The 21,306-nt window shown below is 58.9% G+C and carries 17 protein-coding genes and 1 riboswitch; of the genes, 3 read left to right on the top strand and 14 right to left on the bottom strand.

Annotated features, from left to right (window positions below; genetic code table 11):
* Window positions 1–215: 215 nt before the first annotated feature.
* From K5Y30_RS17335 to K5Y30_RS17310, 6 genes are read right to left on the bottom strand one after another with little or no spacing between them, the layout of a single operon-like run.
* Complete coding sequence (locus K5Y30_RS17335; RefSeq protein ID WP_217547923.1) at window positions 216–1,022, bottom strand: ABC transporter permease; 807 nt, start codon at window positions 1,020–1,022, stop codon at window positions 216–218.
* The gene (locus tag K5Y30_RS17330; protein WP_101761280.1) at window positions 1,015–1,881 is read right to left on the bottom strand and encodes an ABC transporter permease; all 867 of its coding nucleotides are present in this window, start codon (window positions 1,879–1,881) and stop codon (window positions 1,015–1,017) included. Before K5Y30_RS17330 ends, K5Y30_RS17335 begins: the two co-directional genes overlap by 8 nt.
* Window positions 1,881–2,963, bottom strand: a complete 1,083-nt coding sequence (locus K5Y30_RS17325) for an ABC transporter ATP-binding protein (RefSeq protein WP_137387062.1) — start codon at window positions 2,961–2,963, stop codon at window positions 1,881–1,883. Before K5Y30_RS17325 ends, K5Y30_RS17330 begins: the two co-directional genes overlap by 1 nt.
* A complete protein-coding gene (locus tag K5Y30_RS17320) occupies window positions 2,960–4,036 on the bottom strand; it encodes a PotD/PotF family extracellular solute-binding protein (protein WP_222184209.1) in 1,077 nt (358 codons plus the stop codon). The genes K5Y30_RS17325 and K5Y30_RS17320 overlap by 4 nt, the downstream gene beginning before the upstream one ends.
* Window positions 4,020–6,050: a hydantoinase B/oxoprolinase family protein gene (locus tag K5Y30_RS17315; protein WP_222212434.1), complete on the bottom strand. Its 2,031-nt coding sequence runs from the start codon at window positions 6,048–6,050 to the stop codon at window positions 4,020–4,022. The genes K5Y30_RS17320 and K5Y30_RS17315 overlap by 17 nt, the downstream gene beginning before the upstream one ends.
* The gene (locus tag K5Y30_RS17310; RefSeq protein ID WP_222212432.1) at window positions 6,047–8,107 is read right to left on the bottom strand and encodes a hydantoinase/oxoprolinase family protein; all 2,061 of its coding nucleotides are present in this window, start codon (window positions 8,105–8,107) and stop codon (window positions 6,047–6,049) included. Before K5Y30_RS17310 ends, K5Y30_RS17315 begins: the two co-directional genes overlap by 4 nt.
* Window positions 8,108–8,317: 210 nt before the next feature.
* Between K5Y30_RS17310 and K5Y30_RS17305 the strand changes: the two genes are divergently transcribed.
* Entirely contained in the window at window positions 8,318–9,793 is a 1,476-nt protein-coding gene (locus K5Y30_RS17305; protein ID WP_222212430.1) for a Sapep family Mn(2+)-dependent dipeptidase, read from the top strand.
* A gap of 30 nt (window positions 9,794–9,823) precedes the next feature.
* On the opposite strand, the gene K5Y30_RS17300 is transcribed toward K5Y30_RS17305, so the two are convergent.
* The 3 genes from K5Y30_RS17300 to K5Y30_RS17290 all read right to left on the bottom strand — a co-directional run bounded on the left by K5Y30_RS17300 (window position 9,824) and on the right by K5Y30_RS17290 (window position 13,220).
* Window positions 9,824–10,591 carry a 3-oxoacyl-ACP reductase gene (locus K5Y30_RS17300; RefSeq protein ID WP_222212428.1) on the bottom strand — a complete coding sequence of 256 codons (768 nt, stop codon included), beginning with the start codon at window positions 10,589–10,591 and terminating at the stop codon, window positions 9,824–9,826.
* Window positions 10,592–10,692: 101 nt separating this feature from the next.
* Window positions 10,693–12,141, bottom strand: coding sequence for an acyl-CoA reductase (locus tag K5Y30_RS17295; protein ID WP_222212426.1), 1,449 nt, complete (start codon window positions 12,139–12,141; stop codon window positions 10,693–10,695).
* Window positions 12,138–13,220, bottom strand: coding sequence for a long-chain fatty acid--CoA ligase (locus K5Y30_RS17290; protein ID WP_222212424.1), 1,083 nt, complete (start codon window positions 13,218–13,220; stop codon window positions 12,138–12,140). The genes K5Y30_RS17295 and K5Y30_RS17290 overlap by 4 nt, the downstream gene beginning before the upstream one ends.
* Window positions 13,221–13,321: 101 nt before the next feature.
* A riboswitch (TPP riboswitch) is annotated at window positions 13,322–13,449 on the bottom strand.
* Window positions 13,450–13,572: 123 nt separating this feature from the next.
* Between K5Y30_RS17290 and K5Y30_RS17285 the strand changes: the two genes are divergently transcribed.
* Both K5Y30_RS17285 and K5Y30_RS17280 read left to right on the top strand, forming a co-directional pair.
* Window positions 13,573–13,839, top strand: coding sequence for a DksA/TraR family C4-type zinc finger protein (locus tag K5Y30_RS17285; protein WP_008110643.1), 267 nt, complete (start codon window positions 13,573–13,575; stop codon window positions 13,837–13,839).
* Between the two features lie 337 nt (window positions 13,840–14,176).
* Window positions 14,177–14,866 (top strand): NYN domain-containing protein, encoded by a 690-nt coding sequence (locus K5Y30_RS17280; protein WP_222212422.1) that lies wholly within the window; start codon window positions 14,177–14,179, stop codon window positions 14,864–14,866.
* Between the two features lie 177 nt (window positions 14,867–15,043).
* Here K5Y30_RS17280 and K5Y30_RS17275 read toward each other — a convergent pair whose 3' ends face one another.
* The 5 genes from K5Y30_RS17275 to K5Y30_RS17255 are packed head-to-tail and all read right to left on the bottom strand — an operon-like array spanning window position 15,044 to window position 21,293.
* Window positions 15,044–16,270, bottom strand: a complete 1,227-nt coding sequence (locus K5Y30_RS17275; protein ID WP_222212420.1) for a M20 family metallopeptidase — start codon at window positions 16,268–16,270, stop codon at window positions 15,044–15,046.
* Between the two features lie 10 nt (window positions 16,271–16,280).
* Window positions 16,281–17,918 (bottom strand): ABC transporter ATP-binding protein, encoded by a 1,638-nt coding sequence (gene nikE, locus K5Y30_RS17270; RefSeq protein ID WP_222212418.1) that lies wholly within the window; start codon window positions 17,916–17,918, stop codon window positions 16,281–16,283.
* Complete coding sequence (locus tag K5Y30_RS17265; protein WP_222212416.1) at window positions 17,918–18,745, bottom strand: ABC transporter permease; 828 nt, start codon at window positions 18,743–18,745, stop codon at window positions 17,918–17,920. Before K5Y30_RS17265 ends, nikE begins: the two co-directional genes overlap by 1 nt.
* Window positions 18,738–19,685, bottom strand: coding sequence for an ABC transporter permease (locus tag K5Y30_RS17260; protein WP_007885920.1), 948 nt, complete (start codon window positions 19,683–19,685; stop codon window positions 18,738–18,740). The genes K5Y30_RS17265 and K5Y30_RS17260 overlap by 8 nt, the downstream gene beginning before the upstream one ends.
* A gap of 9 nt (window positions 19,686–19,694) precedes the next feature.
* The gene (locus K5Y30_RS17255) at window positions 19,695–21,293 is read right to left on the bottom strand and encodes an ABC transporter substrate-binding protein (RefSeq protein ID WP_222212414.1); all 1,599 of its coding nucleotides are present in this window, start codon (window positions 21,291–21,293) and stop codon (window positions 19,695–19,697) included.
* Window positions 21,294–21,306 lie beyond the last annotated feature (13 nt).

Genomic DNA, 21,306 nt, shown 5'->3' with positions numbered 1-21,306 from the left:
CCCATTAACCACGAAAACCATAGGGGAATAATAAAATTCAGTGAAGCGAAAATTTAGCCAGTTGTGATCCCGCTTCATAAAAAAACCGCACTTACCAGTGCGGTTTAGTTGTTTAATTACAGAATTTTCTGAGAAAGACCCGTAAACGCAATATCCATTATTTATCACGCAACAATCCCATTATTTCCCCACCACGGCGGCGATAACCTAACAATCTAACTCAACTTCACCAGCCCAATTGTTTTCTCAATTACCATTAAAATCAGCACCGCGAAGATAATAAAGATTACCGAAATCGCATTCACCGTAGGATCGAATGTCTGATCGACGTAATTAAATACCCGAACCGGCACGGTGATGGTGTCTGGCGCGCTGAGAAACAGGCTCACGGAGACTTCACCAAACGAAGTTACCGCCGCAAATACCGCTCCGGCCAGAATGCCGGGCTTAATGAGCGGCAGCGTGACGTGGCGAAACGTATACCAGCGCCCCGCGCCCAAACTCATCGATACCGCTTCGAGCCGCTTATCCATTGCCGCCAGGCTCACGCTAACGGTGCGCACCACATACGGCAGCGCCACCACCACATGGCCAATCACCAGCCCGCTGATCATCCCGGCGATACCCGCCGCCGTCAGCACATAAAGCAGCGCAATGCCCAGCACCACTTGCGGAATCATCAGCGGCGACAGAATAAACGCCTGCAAGGCTTCGCGATAGCGGAACTCCAGCCGCGCCAGCGACCAGGCGGCAAACGTACCCAGCACCACGGTGATTGGCGTGACGATCACCAGCAGCAAGGCGCTGATCCACAGCGACGCGATCCAGCCGTCATCCTGTAAAAGCGCGCTAAACCAGCGCAGCGAAAATCCCTGCGGTGGAAACTGCGGATAGGGTTCCGGGCTAAACGCCGAGAGCACAATCACCAGCACCGGCAGCGCTAAAAAGGCGTAAATCACGATGCCCGCCAGCGTCACGCCGAACTGCGTCAGCCGCTGCGCCAGGCTTTGCGTGTTATCCATGATTTTTCTTCTCCCAGCGTTTCAGGAACGCGCCCGCAATCCCGGCGACAATCAAGGTCATCACCAGCAAGGTCAACGACAGCGCCGCCGCCAGCGGCAGGTTAGCGATCTGCATCGCCTGTTGATAAATGGCAATCGGCAGCAGCGGCTGTAAGCGTCCACCAATCAGCAATGGCGTGATGTAGCTGCCCGCCGCGAGGGAAAAGACGATGATGAAACCGGTCAGCATGCCGGGCAGCGTCAAAGGCAGCACCACGCGGCGGAAGGTCATCGCGGGCGTAGCACCCAGACTCATCGCCGCCAGCCGCAGCGAGGGCGCGATTTCATTCAGCGAGGTAATCAGCGGCAGCACGGCAAACGGCAGCATCACCTGCACATAAGCGATGATCACCGCATTCATGTTCCACAATAGGCTCAGCGGCTGTGGAATCAGACCGGTGAACAGCAGGAAGCCGTTGATCAAACCGTTCTGCGCCAGCAGCACAATCCACGCGAAGGTGCGGATCACCACGCTGGTGAGCAGCGGAGAAATCAGGATCACATACAGCAGCGTGCGCCAGCCGCGCCGCTGCGTCGTCACCAGCAGCCACGCCGCTGGCCACGCTAGCAATACGGTAATCGCGGCGGTGAGCAACGACACCCACAGTGTGGTCCAGAGCGCGTGCAGATATTGCGGATCGGCAAACACCGTCACATATTGCGCCAGGCTGTAACCGGGCAGCGGATTGAGCAGGCTATCAACGTTGGTCAGGCTTTGGTCGAACAGCAGCAGCAGCGGCACCAGCAAAAACAGCAGCAGAAAAAGTAGCGATGGCGTCAGCAGCAGCCAGGGAAACAGATTACGCGTGGCGATCTTCATCAGGCGCGCTCCTGCGCGGGCAGCACGATGACATCCGCCGCTTGCCAGTGCAGATAGCAGCGATCGCCCGGCGCGGGCAGCTGTGAAAAGTGTGCTTCTGCGGGCTGCACGCGGATCTCGCCGCCGCCCGGCAGCTGGCACACCAGCCGTAAAGTCGCACCGGCAAAACTCACTTCTTTCACACTGGCGGCGCTGCCGTTGCTGGTAAATTGCTGCGGCTCGCTGGAGAACTGCACGCGCTCGGGACGCACAATGAGCAACGATGAGGCACTTGCCGGTTGCGCGGCGCTGAGTTGCAGCGCTGATCCGGCGACAACAAAGTGATCGCGCGCTTGGTAAAGTCCGTTGTGCGCAGAGGCATGGAACAGATTGGCCTGTCCGACAAACTCCGCGACAAAGCGATTCGCCGGTTGGCGATAGAGCGCTGCGGGCGCGCCAATCTGCTGCAGCTCGCCCTGGCCGAGAATGCCAATGCGATCCGACAGCGTCAGCGCCTCTTCCTGATCGTGCGTCACCAGCACCGTGGTGATGCCGACGCGCTGCTGCAACGCGCGCAGTTCGTCCTGCATCTCCTTGCGTAGGCGCGCATCAAGGTTCGACAGCGGTTCATCCAGCAGCAGCACCTGCGGTTCAATCGCCAGCGCACGCGCAATCGCTACGCGCTGCTGCTGTCCGCCGGAAAGCTGATGCGGCATGCGCTGCGCCAGCCCTTCCAGTCGCACCTGCTTTAGCGCTTCGGTGACACGACGCTGCTGTTCGCTGCGCGATACTTTGCGCACCTTCAGCCCGAACGCGACGTTATCGCCCACGCTCAGATGCGGAAACAGCGCGTAGTTCTGGAACACCATGCCGATGTGGCGCTGATACGGCGGCAGCGCGGTGACATCCTTGCCACCAATCAACACGCGTCCGTTATTCGGCGACAAAAATCCGGCGATGATATTCAGCAGCGTGGTTTTGCCGCAGCCGCTCGGCCCGAGCAGAGAGAAAAACTCGCCCTGCTCGATGGTGATGCTGACGTCATTCAGCGCGCGATGGTTATCAAACTGCCGCGCTACGCCGTCAATGACGACTGAACTCATTTGGCACCACCCAGCGCCTGGCTCCAGCGACGCGTCCAGTCCGCCAGCTGCGGCGTGGCGGTGCTGTAATCAATCCAGATCAGTTTGCTGTAGGCTGCTTCGCCCACTTTCACCTGCTTCTTCAGGTTGTCACTGTACTGCACGTCTTTGTTGGTCATGCCATACAGTGATTTATCCGAGAAGGCTTTCTGCACGTCAGGCGCAGACATGGCGTTAACCACTTTATAGGCGTTGGCGAGGTTCGGCGCGCCCTTTGGAATCACCCAGTTCGCAGCACCGACAACCGGGCCATCGGACGGATAGACGAAGTCAACTTTCATGCCCTGCTGCTTGAGCGCAAACACGCGGCCATCCCAGTACGGCACCACCCACGCATCGCCGCGCTCCAGCAGAGTTTGAATCGCGCCCGGACTGTCCGGGAACGCCACCGCGTTGCCGCGCAGTTCCGCCAGTTTGGTGAAGGCTTTATCCACGGCGGCAGGCTGATTAAGCTCGCCGCCCAACGCGTGCACTAAGCCCGCGAAGAACTGCAAACCGGCGGCGTAGGTTGGCGATGAAATCGCTACGTGGCCTTTGTATTCCGGATTCCACAAGTCGAGCCAGCTTTTTGGCGGGGTTTTCACCAGATCGCTGCGATAAGCCAGCCCGAGCTGGCCGAGGCTGAAGGCGGCGGCGTAGGTTTTGTTGTCATACACAAAGCGCGACTGCACGCTCTTATACAGATTATTCAGGTTGGGAATATCTTTGGCATCCAGCGGCTGCAGCAAGCCCGCCGCCTGCGCGCGCTGCACGGTATCGGGCTGGAACACCACCACGTCATACGGCGAACGACGGCCTTTGGCGGCACGCAACTTGGCAAACCATTCGGCATCCGCGCCCGGCACCACGGTCAGTTTCAGGTGATTATCTTTGGCAAACTGCTCCAGACCGGACGCGCGGATATTTTTCTCCCAGTCACCGCCGTAAACGCCAACGATCACCGAGTCTGTGGTTTCAGCCGCGCTCGCCGCACCGCTGATCAACATGCCCACCAGCGCGGTGAGCAGGATTTTTTTGTTATTTAACTGGCGCATGGCCATCTCCTGGTATTGAGGTCATTGACGCTGAAAGTTCACTCTCCAGCGCGCGCAGCGCAGCGGAAAACGCCTGGCGCGCCGTCGCGATAGCTGGAGAAGTTGAACGGGGAAAATCTGCCGGTAACAGCGCTAACGCGGCGGCAAACACCGCTGAGCGATGGCGCTGGCGTTCGGCCGGACTGAGTGGATAAAGCAGCTGATTGAGCCGCGTCAGCACATCGCCCTCAAACAGCGTTTGCCAGTTCTCGCGCGCCGCGCCGAAGGAAGATGACGCCGCACGCGGTTGGCTGCGCAAGGCGGCGGTGGCCGCGGCATCAATGCCGTGATCGGTAAACACCACGCCATAGTGCTGCGCCGCGTCGGCGTGGCTCAGCAAATGGTTATCGACATCGTTTTGCACCGCCAGCGCATCGCGCTTGAAGGGATCGCCCCAACCGCCGCCGCCGGGCGTTTGCAGCAGCACTTCGTCACCGGCGTTGACGCTCAGCAGATCGATCTTGCCGAGTGGCTGGCCGCCCGCGACATCAGGATTAAGCGTCAGCGTGGTAGATTGCCCCGGCTGACCGCCCTGCACGCCCCACGGCTGGAACAGCATGCGCTCCATGCCGCGCGCCAGCAGCGTGCTGTCATCTTGCAGAATGCGCACGCGGATCTGCTGGCCCATGCCGCCGCGCCATTGTCCTGCGCCGGCAGAACCCGGGCGCAGCGCGTACTGGCGGATTTCGATATGGGTTTCCGCTTCCACCATCTCCACCGGATTGTTCGCCAGATTCGAGATGCTGTTGTCGCGGCCGTCGATGCCGTCATGCCCCCAACGCGCCCCGCCGCCGCCAACCAGCGGTTCGATCACCTGCACATTCTGCTCGCGGCCATTGCGCGCCACTTCGGCGATCACCAGCGGAATGATGGTGCCACCGCTGGCGGCGGGCATTACGTCCGGCAACGGCTGACCCAGCAAACCGTTCAGCAGATCATTCACGCGCACCGCCGCCGCATGGCGTACGCCAACTGCCGCCGGATAGTGCGGATTGACCAGCGATCCGGCGGGCGCAAACAGCGTCACTGGCGCGAGTAATCCGGCATTCAGCGGCACGTCTTTGTCCAGCGTGCACACCAGCGCCAAAATGCGCAGCGTCAGCCACGCATGCGGATCGCCGTGGCTGGGAATGTTGATCGCCGCCGCCACCTGCGCATCGCTGCCGGTGAAATCGAGATGCACCTTGCCATCGTTAAAGGTGGCGGTGATGGCGAGCCGCACCGGCAAGCCGCTACCTGCGGCGTCATCGAGGTAATCTTCAAACTGATAAACGCCGTCGGGAATGCGGCGCAGCACCTGGCGCGCGCGAATTGCCGAATATGCCTGCAAATCCTGCTGCGCCTGCACCACGTCCGTAACGCCATGCTGCGCCACGATGCGATTCAGGCGATCGCGACCGGCATTGAGCGCGGCCAGCATCGCCTGAATATCGCCAGCAATCGCCTCCGGCGTGCGGCTGTTGGCGGTGAGAATGTTCATCACATCACGATTGAGTTCGCCGGCGCGCACCAGCTTGACCGGCGGAATTTGCAGCCCTTCCTGATAAATATCGCTGTTGGTCGGCGAGATGCTGCTCGGCACGCGCCCGCCAACGTCAGAGGCGTGTAAAAAAGCCCAGCCCCACGCCACCAGTTCGCCATCAATGAACCACGGCGCCAGCACCTGCAAATCTGGCAGATGCGTCGCCAGCCCGCGCGAGCGCCAGGGATCGTTAGTCAGAATCACATCGCCGGGCGCGACCTCGCCGACCGCCTGAATCGCGGTTAGCGCGTTCAGCCCGACAAAACCGGAAACGCCAATACCTTTCGGATAGGCAAAGAAGCGGCCTTGCAGATCAGCCACCGCGCAGCAAAAATCGGCAGTTTCCTTGACGTAGAGCGTGCGTCCGGTGCGCTGCAGGATGTGGCACATCTCTTCGGTGAGCGCGGTGAGTTTTTGGTTGAGGATTTCGAGAGTGATGGCATCCAGTTTCATGCTGCGTCTCCCGTTACACGCGCAATCAACAGATTGCCGCTGCTATCGGTGCACGCCGACCAGCCAGGCAAGATCAGCGTGGTAGTATCCTCTTGTTCGATCACCGCCGGGCCGAGAATGTGGCTCTGCTTACCGATGTTCACACGTTGCCAGATGCGCGCATTCACCCAGCCGCCGCGCAGATAAAGTGGGCGCGAAACTGCCTCATCAATCTCAACGTCTGCGTTAAAAGGTTTATCGATTGGGGGCGGCAACGCGGCATTCAGTGACAGGCGCAGCGTGGTGAGTTCAATGGCCGCGTCAGGCGTGTTAATAAAGCCATAACGCTGCTGGTGCAGCTGCTGAAAATGTTCCAGCAGTTGCTGATGCGTGATGCTTGCCGGGCTGCCGAGAGTGACGCTGAGTTCGTAGGCCTGTCCGGCATAGCGCATATCCGCTTCCACCCGATAATGGGCGCGCTCGCTGAGGCGGCTGGCCTGTTCGGCAAACCACTTTTGCGCCAGCTGATGCAGCTCCGCAACGGTGGCGGCGATTTTGCCGTAGCTCTCCGCTGTAACGTTGATGCGCAGGCTGCGCACAAAGTCGCGGCGGATATCAGCGCTGATCGCGCCCTCGGCGCAGAACGTGCCGGGACGCAGCGGCACCAGAATGCGGTTGATGCCCGCCTCTTCGGCAAAGAAGTTGGCGTGGGTCGGGCCCGCGCCGCCAAAGGGAATCAGCGTCAAGCCATCGGCGGTCAATCCGCGCTGCGCCAGCGCTTTGTTCAGTTCGGTCGCCATCTGCGCGGTGGCTACTGCGATAGCGCCGCTTGCCACCTGTTCGGCCGCCAAACCTAACGTTTCGCCCAATTCGCTGAGTGCGCGAAGTGCGGCGGCGTGATCCAGCGTGATGGTACCCGCCAACGCCGCGTCGGCGGATAAGATGCCGCTCACCAGATAGCAATCGGTGAGCGTGGGTTGCGTGCCGCCGCGCTGATAGGCAACCGGGCCCGGATCCGCGCCCGCACTTTCTGGGCCAACCTTGAGAATGCCGAAATCATCGACATGCACGATGGAGCCGCCGCCGGCACCAATCGCCGATACGCCCACCACCGGCAGAATCAGCGGCAGGCCGCCAATCTCGGTGCGGTTAACGCGTTCGATTTCGCCCTGCTGCGACAGCGAGATATCGCTGCTGGTGCCGCCCATATCAAAGGAGACAAAGCCCGTTCCGGACGCCAGATGCGCCGCAGCAATCACGCCAGATGCCGGTCCGGAGAGCAGCGTGTCCACCGGGCGCTGATGCGCGGCGTCCAGCGGCAGCACGCCGCCATTAGAAGCGGTGATTAATAAGGGAACGTCAATCGCCTGCTGCGCCAGTAAATCGCTCAGGCGGTTAAAGTAGCGCTGCATCAGCGGCTGAATATAGGCGTTCAGCCCGGCCACCAGCGTGCGTTCATATTCACGAATCTCCGGCCACAGCTGCGCCGAAGAGAGCACCGGCACAGCGCCTAACTTTGCGGCCAGCGCGCTTGCCAGTTCCGCTTCACGCGTGGGATTGGCATAACCGTTGATGGTCACCAGCGCCACCGCGCTTACCTTGAGTTGCAGAACCTCGGATGCCACCATCGCCAGTTCGGCCTCAGTTGGCCACTGCGTCACTTCACCGGCGGGACTAAAACGCGCCGGGATCTCCAGCACGCGCTGACGCGGTAAAAAAGGCGGCTCGCGGTCGGCATGAAAATCAAAGGAGGACGGCATACGCGCACGCGCGATCTCCAGCACATCGCGGAAACCGGCGCTGATCACCAGCGCGATATCCGCGCCGCGCCGCTGGATAATGGCGTTGAGGCCCAGCGTGGTGCCGTGCAACACCAGCGATAGCGCGCTGGCGGGCAAACCGCTTTTCAGCAGCACGGCGCGCAGCCCGTCACTTACCGCCAGAGCGGGATCGGCGGGCGTGCTGGGCTGTTTATGGAAAAAGCGTTGCTGGCGTTGCGGATCAAATAAAACAAAATCGGTAAAGGTTCCTCCGACATCCACGCCGACTGTCGCTCCGGCTGCGGGGCTGTTATCCACCTTAATTCTCCTGCATTACTGGTGACTTAGCGTCGTAGGGCGTTAATCTCCGTTGCTTTGCCATGCAATACGAGCAACAAAAATAGCTAAGCTTTGCAGGAATGCGCATGAAGTGGCGCTTAGCTGCGTGGTAGCAATGGTTCGCGCAAATGCGTCTAAGCCGACGCGGTGGAATGTTTTATGTTGTGCATAAATTGAAGGAGAAGCCTTATGTCCGCGTCGTTATCACCTCAGGAAAGCGCGCTGTTGCCACAGATCCAGCAATGGATTGCGGAGCACCGCGCCGCATTAACCGAAGATCTGGCCGAATGGATTGCCATTCCCAGCATCAGCCGCGCCGACCGCGCAGCGCCCGGCGCGCCTTTTGGCCCCGAGTGCGCGCAAATCTTGCACCAGGTGTTAGATCAGGCCGAGCAGGCCGGTTTCAAAACCGAACAGCATCAGGGCTACGCCGGTTCGGTGATTTATGGCGAGCACGCGCGCGACATCGGGCTGATCAACCATCTGGATGTGGTGCCGGCGGGCGATAACTGGACCTTTCCGCCCTTTGCGCTGACGCAGCACGGTGATTTTGTGATTGGTCGTGGCGTGGCGGATAACAAAGGGCCCGGCGTGCTCAATTTCTATCTGTTAAAGCTGATGCGCGATCTGAAAATTCCGCTGCATCACAATCTGCGCATCGTTTATGGCCTGGCGGAAGAGACCAACATGGCCGATATGGCGTGGTTCGCGGAGAACGGTCCGGTGCCTGATTATTCGATTGTCACCGATGGCATGTTCCCGGTGAATAATGCGCAGAAAGGGCAACTCAGTTTTACCCTGAATGTCGCCGAATCGGGCGTGCTGGCGGATATTGTTGCCGGATCGGCCAGCAATAGCGTGCCGGATTTCGCCAGCGTGCGAATTGCGCAGGCCGATCAGCATGCGGTTAGTGAAAAGCTGGCGCTGCTGCAGGGCATTGCCGCGACCTATGTGTCGATCAAGCCGGAAAACGATGGCGCTTTCACCCTGGAAGCGCGCGGCAACGGCGGGCATGCCGCCTTCCCCGACGGCACGCTGAATGCCACGCAGGTGCTGCTCGCGGCGCTGATTGAGCTGGAGCTGCTGGGCGACCACGAACGTCAGCTGGCGGAAACGCTGGTACAGCTGTTTGCGTCGCCGTATGGCGAGAGCGCCGGATTGGGGCTGGAAGATGCGGAGTCCGGCAAACTGACGCTGAACGCGGGCGTGTGGTACAGCCATCGCGCCGACACGCTGAGCATTGACTGCGATATCCGTTATCCGGTTTCGTGGCGCGGCGAGCAGATCGTCGAGATGCTGCAACAGCAGTTAGCCGCTACTACCATTACGCTCGATCCCGGCTGGCGCGACGTGGCTCCGTTCTTCCTGCCGGCCTCACATCCGGTGATTTCGCTGCTGCAGCAAGTGTGGAATGACACCACCGGCAATGACGATCGCCCTTACGCGATGGGCGGCGTGACCCATTCGAAGAAGCTGCCAAATGCCATCACCTTTGGTCCCGGCTACCGGAAAACTGCGGCAAACACGCCCGATTTTTTACCCGAAGGCCATGGATTGCCGCACGGTGCCGACGAGACAATCCATCTGCCATCGCTGCTGGAGGCGTTGCCGAAATATGTGATCGCGTTGATCAGGCTGGATAGTTATTTGCTTGCGCAGGGCTAAACCGATCGCCGCGAATGGCGACCGTACGGGTTAATTCATCACTAATCCGCCATCAACGTACAACGTTTGTCCGGTGACAAATTCACTCCAGTCGGAGGCGAGAAACAGCACCGGGCCGGTAACATCTTCCGGTCGCGCGATGCGCCGCAGCGGGGTTTGCGCGGTAAGAGAATCGCGCACCTCCTCGCGCGTTGCCTGGCTGGCATCGGTGGGATACACCAGGCCGGGCGCCACGCAGTTTACGCGGATCCCTAGCGGGCCCAACTCCGTCGCCAGCGTGCGGCTAAAGCCGGTTAGCGCCGCTTTCGCGGTGATGTAATCGTGGTAAGGCACTGAAGGACGCGCCACCAGATCGCTGGTGAGATTAACGATACTGCCGCGCACGCGCGCGCGCATTAACGGCAGCGCCGCCTGGCAAACGTTATAGGCGGCTTTTACCGCGCCATCGAACTGCGACTGATAGCCCGACCACGACGTTTCCCAGAAACGTGAACGATTTTCAGTGTCGAAAACGTAAGGTGCGAAAGCGTTGTTGATCACCGCATCAAGACGGCCGGTGGCGTTGACGATCTGCTCCATCATCGCGTTGACCTGCTGCTCAGAGGTGACATCGGCGGCAATCGCCAGCGCGTCGCCGCCCAATGCGCGGCACTCCTCAACCACGCCCGCAGCGGCAGCTTCATTGCGCAGATAGTTCACCACCACAAACGCGCCTTCTGCGGCGAAGGCTTTAGCGATCGCCGCACCAATGCCGCGACTTGCGCCGGTTACCAGAATGGTTTGGTTGGAGAATTTCATTTTTGGCTCCTTAGGGATCGAGTGTGCTTCAGCAAGGTGCGCATAAATGCGCGCCCTACAAAACCCGGCGCGTTGTAGGGTCGCCATTCATGGCGACCGTGTCACTCCGCGTACGGTGCATAACTCTCGGCGGTCGCTTCTGCGCCCTGCTCGATCTCCGTGATGGTCACCAGATCGAGCAAACTAAAACGTCCATCGTGATGCCAGCCCGCTTCCGGCGAGGTCATATTGCCGAACGCCGCGATGCGCGTAACGCCCACTTGCCCGAGCAGAGCCGAAATGCCGAACAACGCCTGCGGCGCGGCCGCCACGCCTGCGGTTTGCAGAAAATGCCACTGCGGCGCCACCAAATCGACCACTTCCTCCAGCGCATCCACGCACACCACTTTCAACGTACGGCCCAGTGCCGTTGGCGATAAAGGCTCCGCATGATCAACACTCACCACCGCCCAATCGTCTGCCGCCTCGCCGTAAAGCGTACGATCGCCGCCCAGCGCGCGAATCTCCTCGCCATTACGCCACGCGGCAATGCTGTTGATCTCTTCGCTCGCCAGCGGACGGCGCGGATGTTTGTGCGCCAGCGCGGCGAGTTCATGGGCGATGTAGCTGGCGAACTCATCCGGCGACACCTTGCCGCCGCGCTCGACAAACAGCATTTGCGGCGAGTAACAACCGGCCTGGTCGTAACGCATCACGTCATACGCCACGCGACGCGCCAGCTCCGCGCCTTGCCGTACATTCAGCGCCGAACGCGCCACCATTCCGAAGCTGATTTTGTGGCCGTGCGGCAGAAAGCGCGTGGTAACCGGCAAACGCTGTTGGATCGCCGCCAGCGTTGAATTTCCGCCATAAGCCACCAGCGCATCGGGCTGACGCAGCCACGTTAGTTCGGTTTGCGCATCGCCGCCTTTCCACCACACCACCGCGATACATTCGCCCAGTTTCGGATCGATCTCCGCCAGCAACTGCGCGAACCAGCTTGCCATCAGCGGCTCATTGCCCGGCAGTTTACCGATGGTGCCCGCCTTAACCAGCAGACCGCAGATCAAACTCCACAGCGGCAAGCCCGGCACGTTGCCCGCCCAGATATGCATTAACAATTGCGGGCCAAATGCGCGCGCAAAGCCGCCTTTGGGGCGCGGCTGGAAATCGTCGAGCATCTGCGCATCGGCGAAATCCTCCGCCAGAAAGCGCTTCAGCTGCGGCTGACGAAAGGTTTTCAGATAGCCGGTAAGGCCAAGCCGCACCATCTCGGCATCGTAACCGGTGACGATGGGCAGCAGCTTTTCGGCCTTGATGCGCAGTGGATGATGACGATCGAGCAGTCGCGCCACCGCTGCATCAATGATGCCAATGATCTGCGCCACGCTCAGCTGCTGGAGATAAGCGCGGGCGTTGGTGCGGATGCGCGCTGCGAGCGCCTTTATCTGCGCGTCATCAAGCTGCGGAACGCTAACCTCGAGGCGCTGGCCACGATGATTGAAACTCAGCGTGTGCCACTGCACTTCGTCAGCGGAGAGGCCCGGCAGATGTCCGGCAACTTCTTTCACAACTGTGCCTGCGCGCTGGCGAGAAACGCCTCCATGGTCAGCGAACAGCCTTTGGCATCAGCGCCAGTCGCGCGTCCCAGCAGATGGAAACCGCCGGGCACCCTCACGCCCGCATCTTCCGTTAGCAAGGCGGACACCGAGTTGAAATGCGCCAGATCGTGATGCACCAGCACGCCAACTTCGCCGTCCGGCACATCATCACCGGTAAGCGGATTGACCACGCGCGTGCGGATCCAGTGCGGCCCGGATTTCACCGGCGGGCAGCGCTCATTGCCCAGGTCGTAAAACTGCGTGCTGATTTCCGTCATGCCGTACATATTGATGCAGTGGGAACGCGGGATACCGAAAGCGTAAGAGAGCGAAGCGTAGAATTCTTCCGCGCCCATCTCGCGCGACTGGCCTTTGAAACCGCCGGTATCAAGAATGCGGCTGCCTGCCGGCAGCGCGAAGCGGCGTTTTTGGCGCTGCATGTCATCCAGCAGAGGTACAAAGCTGTAGCTGGCGCCCAGCAACGCGTAGGGTTCGCCACCCGCTTCGGCCTGTTCCAGCGCACTGAACAGACGACTGGTTTCGAGGCCATGTTCGCCCACCATTACTTCGCTGTCCGGCGTGCCACACTCCTTCATCGCCAAATCAAGATAGGTCGCCAGCGAGGAGTTCGGCATCGCCACGGTATCCGGGAACAAAATGCCCATGCGAATGCGATCGCGGCCCGCCATAAAGCGACGGCGGAAGTTGAGCAGCATCGATTTCTTCCACACTTCCAACGTCGAATGGTAACTGCGCCCTTTTACCGTGCCGGTGGTGCCGCTGGTCATAAAGATCTCGGCAATTTGGTCGGTGGGACGGCAGCTGAGCGTCAGATCTTTGAAGGCATTAATCGGGATGGCGGGAATGTTGCGCCAGTTTTTCACCGTCAGCGGCGTGCGTCCGCGCTGGGTGGCGAAGCGGCGATAAGGGGAATTGTGTGCGAACTGATAAGCGAAGATTTCGAGGGCCAGCTGGTTGAAATCGTCGTCTGAGCTATCTTCGCGCTGCAGGAATGTCAGCAGAGCCTGGATGATGTGTGTTTCGTTCATGTGCGTCGCCACCTTTGCGATTGCGCAGAGACTCTCAGGCAACGCCTGAAGAGCGCGAACTGTCCGCCACAAAGCACAAAGAGGGAATCAGGGCGCGATATCGCCCTGCGGTTCCGCATCCCTACGCCGGTATTAGCCGGATCAGGTTCGGAGGGTCACTACGTTGCTCGCGCATACACGCCAGCCGGTAGAATCTCAGCCCCTTAACAGAGCACCCCTTGGAACAAGCCGCAGTCTAGGATGGCGCGCGATGATGTGTCAACCATGTTAAATACGCGTAAAAATTTGAGCTGCCCGGCACAAGTCACGTCATGTCTTATACTCAGAGCATGAGTATTTGCGGAGGTGAAGTATGGCTGGCGGTTGGTCAGAAGACGGTGCGGTACACAAACAAATTGATGCCACGGTAGATGATGCGGTGGCCCGCGCTCGTGAAAATCTTGGGCACGGTGAAAGTGCTGAATTTTGCGACGAGTGCGGCGAACCGATCCCGGAAGCGCGTCGCGCGGCACTGGCTGGCGTGCGTTACTGCGTGAATTGCCAGAGCAAGATCGATAAAAAACAGGCGGCGATCAGCGGTTATAACCGCCGCGGAAGTAAGGATAGTCAGTTGCGGTAATTATATTAATAACTGGTTCAGGTTAATGGCTATTTTTAATTATCATCTGCATTCATAATTTTCTATTAGAAATACCGTTAACCTTAAGCAAGACCATTCGCATATAACCAGACATTTTAAAGATAAATACTGCTGCACGATTACTGGAAGCGAAATTAGCGCCCAAACATCTAATCTTTTATGGTTTTTCTTTTACCGTGCTCAACTTGAGTTTAGCCAGTAATGCTGATAAGTTAGCCACACAACTCAACCCTGTACGCAGCGATTCAGTTCGCTGGCCGTTAGGGTGAAAAAACCGGCTCAGGCCGGTTTTTTCGTATCTTAAGGAAGGATAAGAGTGCGTACTGCAGTTTTTATTGACGGATACAATGTATTTTATGGACTGCTGGCAGGTACGCCTTATAAATGGCTCAACTTGTCATTGCTGCTGTCGCATATATGCCGGGTACAGGATCCGGCTGCAATAATTGAAACAGTAAACTATTACACCTCCTCGGTTATTCCCCATCTCGCCACACGCGGCATCGAATCCCGACACGCTCAGGATACTTATATTCGCGCGCTGAAGACGACCGGAATTAATATATTTACCGGACGTCATCGGCTTGAGCACGCTCGGGCTCCGCGTTTCATCAGTAAAAGCGTGCCAGCATCACGCCTGAATAAGGTGGATATCTGGGAGCTGGAAGAAAAAGAAACCGATGTGAATATTGCCATCAGTATGTACCGTTTATTTGCAAAACAGCAGAAGTTGGCAACCGAAGAGAGAATCGCGCAGCTGGTGTTAGTATCGGCTGACACCGACATGACGCCAGCACTCAAGGCTATTCGCGAAGATTTTCCCGACGTTCGCATCGGGATCATATTGCCGCACCGCCAAGGCAACGTACGTGGTGTTCCGGGTTCACTGCAGAATCATAGTCACTGGATACGCAGAACGATCACCAATGAAGAGCTTGATGCATGCCAGTTTCCTGTTCGGGTTGCGACGCATAAAAAACCTGCGGTTAAACCCGAATATTGGTAAGCATCAAAACCACGCCATTTAATGCGCCTCGCGGTAAATGGCATAGCTCGCGATGTTCTCCGTCGTAGCCTATTTCATATCGAAACGTAATGCGGGAACGGTTACTGATAAATCATTCAGTTCAACGTCCTGCGTCAGGCTAAATCCTATCAGCTCTCATCAGCGCTTAAACCTGCATTACGCGACCTCAACCGGCTGGCAAATCTCCAGAATGGCCAGCAGATAGATGCGCACCATGTCGAGGAATTCACTGATTTCTACCCGCTCATCCGGCATGGTGTTGTATTTGCCGCCTGGCCCACAGACGATCCCTTCCATGCCCGCATGCTGATAGAGATGTGCCGCATCGGTGCCGAAGAACGCCGGAGGCGTGATCACGCCGGTGGGCTGTTCGGTGCCGCGCACGGTTTTCCAGCCGCGATTCACCGCTTTGACGATGGCGGATTCCGGTGACACTTCGAACGGTAACATGGTGGGTTTATCGCGGATGCCATCATCATAAAGTTCGGCTTTCAGGCCCGGATAGCGCTGGCATAAGTTATTCAGCAGCACCTGCAGATCGGCGAGCACACCTCGCACAGTTTGCCCTGGCGCGAAACGTGCCGAGCCTTTTAAACGCACGAAGTCAGCCACCTGCGGCGGTCGCCACTCCTCCAGATCGCGGCCTAACGCGCCATGCACGGTGCCGATATGACCACGGTTAATCTTGCGATGCTCAGCGGTTTTCGCGCCGCTAAAGGTCATGCCGTTAATCTGCGGAATCAGCTCGACGGCGGCGCTGATCGCATCCACCGCTTCTTCCCGCTTTGACAGATGCCGCGTATCGCCAGTGAGCTCAATAGTAAACATCAGCGAACCGGCGTGCATGGTCAGCGCTTGCAGATCGGTGGGTTCGGCATTGATGAAGTAGTCGGCGCGCACGCCTTGCTCAATCGCCGCCAGCGTACCAATGCCGCCCTGCAACTCGCCCACCACGTAGGTTAGAATCACATCGCCTTTCAGCTTTACACCGGCATCAATCAGCGTTTTCAAGGCGCAAAAATAGGCGGCATCGCCCGCTTTCATGTTCGAAACGCCAATACCGTAGATAAACTGTTCATCGATTTTTCCTTCCCAGGGATCGACAGTCCAGCCTTCGGTGACCGGATTGGTATCCAGATGCCCGTTGAACAGCAGGCTTTTGCCGCCGCCGCTGCCTGCCAATCGTCCAATGGCATTCAGCCTGTCGCCGGGCACGTTCTGCAGTTCGGTTTCCAGGCCCAGCTGCGCCATTTGCGCGGCCATGTATTTCGCCAATTCACGCTCGCCATCGGTGGCGCTGTAGCTTTTGTGCTGCACCATTTTTGCCAGGAATGAGAGGCAAAAATCGCGATCGATATGATGAATCAACTGTTCAGGCTTCATGTTTCTCTCGTCATGCAACGGACTTGGATAAGTCGGGAATATGCACCGCATCAAGCAGTGCACGAGTATAAGGATGTTGCGCCAGCGCCGTCATGTTCTCGCCGGGCAGCACTTCCACCACGTCACCGCGATACATCACGGCGACACGATGGGCGATTTGGCGAATCAGATTGAGGTCGTGGGTAATAAACAGATACGCGGTGCCATAACGGCGGCGCAGTTCCAGCAGCAGCTCGATAATGGTGGCCTGCACCGAGACGTCGAGTGCGGCGGTGATCTCATCACAAATCACCAGATCCGGCGGATTGGCAAACGCACGGGCGATTGCGACGCGCTGCTTCTGCCCGCCGGACAGGGCATGCGGATAACGCTGCGCAAACTCCGCCGGCAAACGCACTTCCTGCAGCAGGCGCGCGACCGCCTGCGCTTCGGTTTCACCTGCGGGTAAACCATACAACCGCAGTGGCCGTGCGATGATTTCGCCAATGGTCATGCGCGGATTCAGCGAGGCATCTGGATGCTGGAAAATCATCTGCACGCGGCGGCGATACTCTTTATCCATTTGCGCCCGGCCATGCAGCGCGTAGCCACAAAAGTCGAGCTCACCGCTGAACGGCACCAGGCCGGTAATGGCTTTACCGAGCGAGGATTTGCCGGAACCCGATTCGCCAACCACGCCGAGAATTTCTCCCTGATGCACGGTGAGCGCAACCGCATTGGCGGCGCGCGTGGTATTGCCTTCACGCTTCAGCAGACGATCAAGAAGACCTTGTTTGCCGTAATCGATGGTCAGCTGCTTCAGGCCGAGTAACGGTTGGTTGCCGGGCGCGTCCTGCACCAGCCGGTGCTGCGGATTGGGTACCGCCTCAATCAGCTTGCGCGTATAGGCGTTTTGCGGCGCGCTGAACAGGCTGCGCGTGTCGGCCTGTTCGACAATTCGTCCCTGTTCCAGCACACAGACGCGATTGGCCACTTTGGCCACCAACGCCAGATCGTGCGAGATGTAGAGCGACGCAACGCCGGTCTCTTCGCGCAAACGCTCATACAGATCGAGGATTTGCGCCGAACTGATCACATCCAGCGCGGTGGTTGGCTCATCAAAAATCATGCAGTCCGGCTGGCAGGCAAACGCGGTGGCGATCAGGATGCGCTGCTTCTCGCCACCCGACACCTGATGCGGATAGCGGCGCATCATGCGCGCCGGATTTTTAAGTTCAACGTCGTGCAGCAGCGATTCGCCCATCTCCTGCGCTTCACGCGCCGATAAACCTCGATGGCGGCGTAACACTTCGGTGACCTGCTCACCCAATGTCAGCGTGGGATTGAGCGAGGCGCTGGGATCCTGAAAAATCATGCCGAGTTTGGCACCGCGCAGCGCTGTCAGTTTGGCTGCGGGTAAAGTCAGCAGGCTCTCGCCGTTGAGACGAATATCGCCCTGCAGCTCGCGCGCATTGCCCGCCAGCCAGCGCATGATCGCCCAGCCGAGCGTGGTTTTGCCGGAACCCGATTCGCCCACCAGCCCCATCACTTCGCCGGGCATCACCTGCAGGTTGATGTCACGCAGTACCGGCAGTGCATGTCCTTTGGCTAACGCGTAATCGAGACTGTAATTTTCCACCGACAGCACCGGTGTAAGCTTGTCACTCATCAGTGGCTCCTTGGGTTGAGCACATCACGCAGCCCGTCACCCAGTAAATTAAACCCAATGGCGACCAATGCGATGGCGAGGCCCGGAATCATCATCATCCACGGCGCATTAAAGAAGTAAGCGCGCGCTTCAGAGACCATCAATCCCCATTCTGGCTCTGGCGGCTGCGCGCCCAACCCCAGAAAACTCAGGGTGGCAAACAGCATGATGGCGAAGGCAACGCGAATGGTGGCTTCCACGATGATCGGCGCCAGAATATTCGGCAGCATTTCTCGCAGAATGATGTAGCGCCCGGCTTCGCCGCGCGCGATGGCGGCGTTGATGTAATCCTGCTGGCGGGCGGCCAATGCCACGCTGCGCGAGATGCGCACCATGCCCGGCACAAAGGCGATAGTGATCGCCAGCACCGCGTTCATGCTGCTCTGCCCAAGCGTGCTGACAATCAGCAACGCAAACAGCAGGCTGGGAATCGCCATCACCGCATCCATGGTGCGCATCATGAACTCATCAAATTTGCCGCCCAGATAGGCGCTGGCGGTACCGAGCACCGAACCGATTACCATCGCCAGCGCGGTCGCCAGCAGCGACAGTAGAATGGTTGAGCGTGCGCCCACCATTACGCGGCTGAAGATGTCGCGGCCCATCTGATCGGTACCAAACCAGTGTTCCGCGCTGGGCGGCTTATAGCGCGTCAGGATGGAGATCGATTCGGGATCAAAAGGCGCGACGTGGGCACCGCCCACCACCATCAGCAGCGCCAGCAAGATAATCAGCACGCCAGCGGCACCCTGCGGTGAACGCAGCAAACGTTTCAACATATCAGGCATAGGAGATCCGCTTATCGAGAGTGACATAGGCCAAATCAGCCAGGAAATTCACCACTGAATAGGTCGCGGCGAGAATCATCACGCCAGCCTGAATGGTGGGCAGATCGCGCGCCTGCACGGCGACAATCAGTTCGCGGCCAATGCCGGGAATGGCGAAGATCTCCTCCACCACCACGATGCCGCCCAGCAGGTAACCAACATCCAGCGCCACAATGGTGATGGTCGGCAACAAGCCGTTACGCAGCGCATGTCGCCAGAGAATGCGGCGACGCGATAAGCCTTTCAGCCACGCGGCGCGGATGTAATCGGTATGCAACACATCAACCATTTCTGAGCGCACCATGCGCGAGACGTGCGCCACCAGAATCAGCGCCACGGTCACCGAAGGTAGAATCAGGTGCTGGATCCCGCTGACGAAGTTCTCACTGAGCGGCACATAGCCGGTGGCGGGCAAAATCTGCCAGACATCAGCAAACAGCAGCAGCACCAGCGTGGCGGTGACGAACTCCGGGAAGGAGATGCCGATATAGGAGATAACACTCACCAGCACATCGGCGGTTTTGCCACGGCGCACCGCCGCCCAGATGCCGAGGGGAATCGCGATGATCAGCATCAGAATTAAGGCGCACACCGCCAGCAGCAGCGAGCGTGATAATGCCGTCAGCAGCGTCGGCGCCACTTCAAGGCCATTGCGCATCGATACGCCAAAGTTGCCTTGCAGCGCCTGCGTCAGCCAATGCCAATATTGCAGCCACGCTGGGGCATCCAGCCCCAGACGTTCACGCACCGCCGCTAGCGCTTCCGGCGTGGCGTTTTGTCCCAGCAAGGTGACAGCCGCATCGGCCGGTAACAGTTGCGTGATGCCAAAAACCAGCAGCGACACCACTAACAAGGTGTAAACCATCAGCAGAAGGCGTTTGAGCAGATAACTTGCTGTCACGTTCGCTCCTTACGCTGCGCGCTTCGGCGCTTTGTCGGTTAACCAGATATGGTCAAGACGGAATACCGCACCGCGCGGATGCAGATGATATCCGCCGACATAATCGCGGCTGGCGGCGAGCAGATCGAAGAAGGTCGGGATCACCGATGGCACTTCGTCATGCATCAGCTGCTGCGCTTTGCCATACAGCGTGGTGCGCTGTGCTTCATCGCGGGTTTCACGCGCCGCACTTACCGCTTTATCAAACTCCGCGTTGTTCCAGCGCGTTTCATTCCACGATGCGGTTGAGGTGTAGAGCAGCGAGAACACCGCGTCTGGCGTCGGCTGCATGTTGTAGAAGCCAACGTAGAAGTTGCCCTTCTTCCACACCTGATCTAGATAGGTGCTGTGCGCCATGGTCTGCACGTTGATGCGGAAACCGCCCTGTTTCGCCATCTCGCGCAGGGCAATGCCCAGCTGCGTGCGGGTGGCCGGTTTGTCGGAAGCGATGAGTGTTAAATCGATCCCGTTGGGATAACCGGCCTCCGCCAGCAGCGCTTTGGCTTTGCTGTAATCCACCGCTTTTTTCGCCAGGTTGGCGAAGAACGGATACGCGCCGTTAATCGGCGTGTCGTTGCCCGGTGAACCCAGGCCATCCGCCACGAAATCCACCGACGCCTGACGATCAACGCACAGTGCCAGCGCCTGACGTACCCGCACATCGTTAAACGGTTTTTGGTCGCAGCCCATGTTCACATTGAGGAACTGGCCGGAGGCCACGCGCAGCGGCAGCACGCCGGAAGATTTGGACAGGCGCGCGAATTCGCTCGACTGCGCGCTCAGCATCAGATCGGTGTCACCGGAGATCAGCGCTGAACTCTCCGCGATGCCATCGGGATAGACCACCACTTCTACGCCATCCAGATAGGGACGCGCCGGATCGTAGTAATGCGGATTGCGCTTCACCACAATTTTGCGTTCTGGATCGTAGGAGACCAGTTGGAAAGGGCCGGCACCGAACGAGGCTTTGCTCAGCTTGTCATACTGGCCTTGCGCGATGCTGGCGGGGATGATTTTCGCATCCGGATAAGCCAGCATCACCGGCAAATCGGCGTAAGGCGCATCGGTTTCAATCAAAACCGTGTTGGTATCTGGCGCGCTGACGGCGTTAATCGGCCCAATGTTATGCAGCGCTGGTGAGGCATTTTTCGGATCGAGCAGCGCCTGCAGGCTGGCGACCACATCGGCGGAAGTCAGCGCGGAACCGTCGCTGAACTTTAGGTTCGGGCGCAGGGTAAACGTCCACTGTTTAAGATCGGCGCTGGCCTGCCAGGATTGCGCCAAATCGGCTTCGGCTTTCATCTCCTGCGTCAGACGCGTTAAGCCGCTGTACAGCAGTTCCGCCACCAGATATTCCGGGTTGACGCGCACCTGATGTGGATTTAACACGCCGACGGCTTGATCAACGCTGATGCGCAGCACACCGCCTTTACGCGCCGTGCCGCCCGGCGTGGCGCTCGCCACCTGCGCGGCATGGGCCGAGAACGACCAGGGCAGCATCGCTGCGCCCGTCAGAGCGGTAGAACTGGCGATAAACTGTCTGCGGTTTAACCCTTTCATTGCGCACATCTTCTCTTCCTCG

The sequence above is a fragment of the Pantoea sp. DY-5 genome, assembly GCF_019795955.1.
Classification (GTDB): domain Bacteria; phylum Pseudomonadota; class Gammaproteobacteria; order Enterobacterales; family Enterobacteriaceae; genus Pantoea; species Pantoea leporis.
The sequence above is the reverse complement of the archived record's forward strand: the minus strand, read 5'-3'. Positions and strand labels throughout refer to the sequence as shown.

Coding starts and splice junctions, on each gene's coding strand:
- K5Y30_RS17330 (WP_101761280.1), bottom strand. CDS start 1,881: ATGAAGATCGCCACGCGTAATCTGTTTCCCTGGCTGCTGCTGACGCCA.
- K5Y30_RS17275 (WP_222212420.1), bottom strand. CDS start 16,270: ATGAAGCCTGAACAGTTGATTCATCATATCGATCGCGATTTTTGCCTC.
- nikE (WP_222212418.1), bottom strand. CDS start 17,918: ATGAGTGACAAGCTTACACCGGTGCTGTCGGTGGAAAATTACAGTCTC.
- K5Y30_RS17325 (WP_137387062.1), bottom strand. CDS start 2,963: ATGAGTTCAGTCGTCATTGACGGCGTAGCGCGGCAGTTTGATAACCAT.
- K5Y30_RS17285 (WP_008110643.1), top strand. CDS start 13,573: ATGGCTGGCGGTTGGTCAGAAGACGGTGCGGTACACAAACAAATTGAT.
- K5Y30_RS17290 (WP_222212424.1), bottom strand. CDS start 13,220: ATGAACGAAACACACATCATCCAGGCTCTGCTGACATTCCTGCAGCGC.
- K5Y30_RS17305 (WP_222212430.1), top strand. CDS start 8,318: ATGTCCGCGTCGTTATCACCTCAGGAAAGCGCGCTGTTGCCACAGATC.
- K5Y30_RS17335 (WP_217547923.1), bottom strand. CDS start 1,022: ATGGATAACACGCAAAGCCTGGCGCAGCGGCTGACGCAGTTCGGCGTG.
- K5Y30_RS17315 (WP_222212434.1), bottom strand. CDS start 6,050: ATGAAACTGGATGCCATCACTCTCGAAATCCTCAACCAAAAACTCACC.
- K5Y30_RS17255 (WP_222212414.1), bottom strand. CDS start 21,293: ATGTGCGCAATGAAAGGGTTAAACCGCAGACAGTTTATCGCCAGTTCT.
- K5Y30_RS17300 (WP_222212428.1), bottom strand. CDS start 10,591: ATGAAATTCTCCAACCAAACCATTCTGGTAACCGGCGCAAGTCGCGGC.
- K5Y30_RS17265 (WP_222212416.1), bottom strand. CDS start 18,745: ATGCCTGATATGTTGAAACGTTTGCTGCGTTCACCGCAGGGTGCCGCT.
- K5Y30_RS17320 (WP_222184209.1), bottom strand. CDS start 4,036: ATGCGCCAGTTAAATAACAAAAAAATCCTGCTCACCGCGCTGGTGGGC.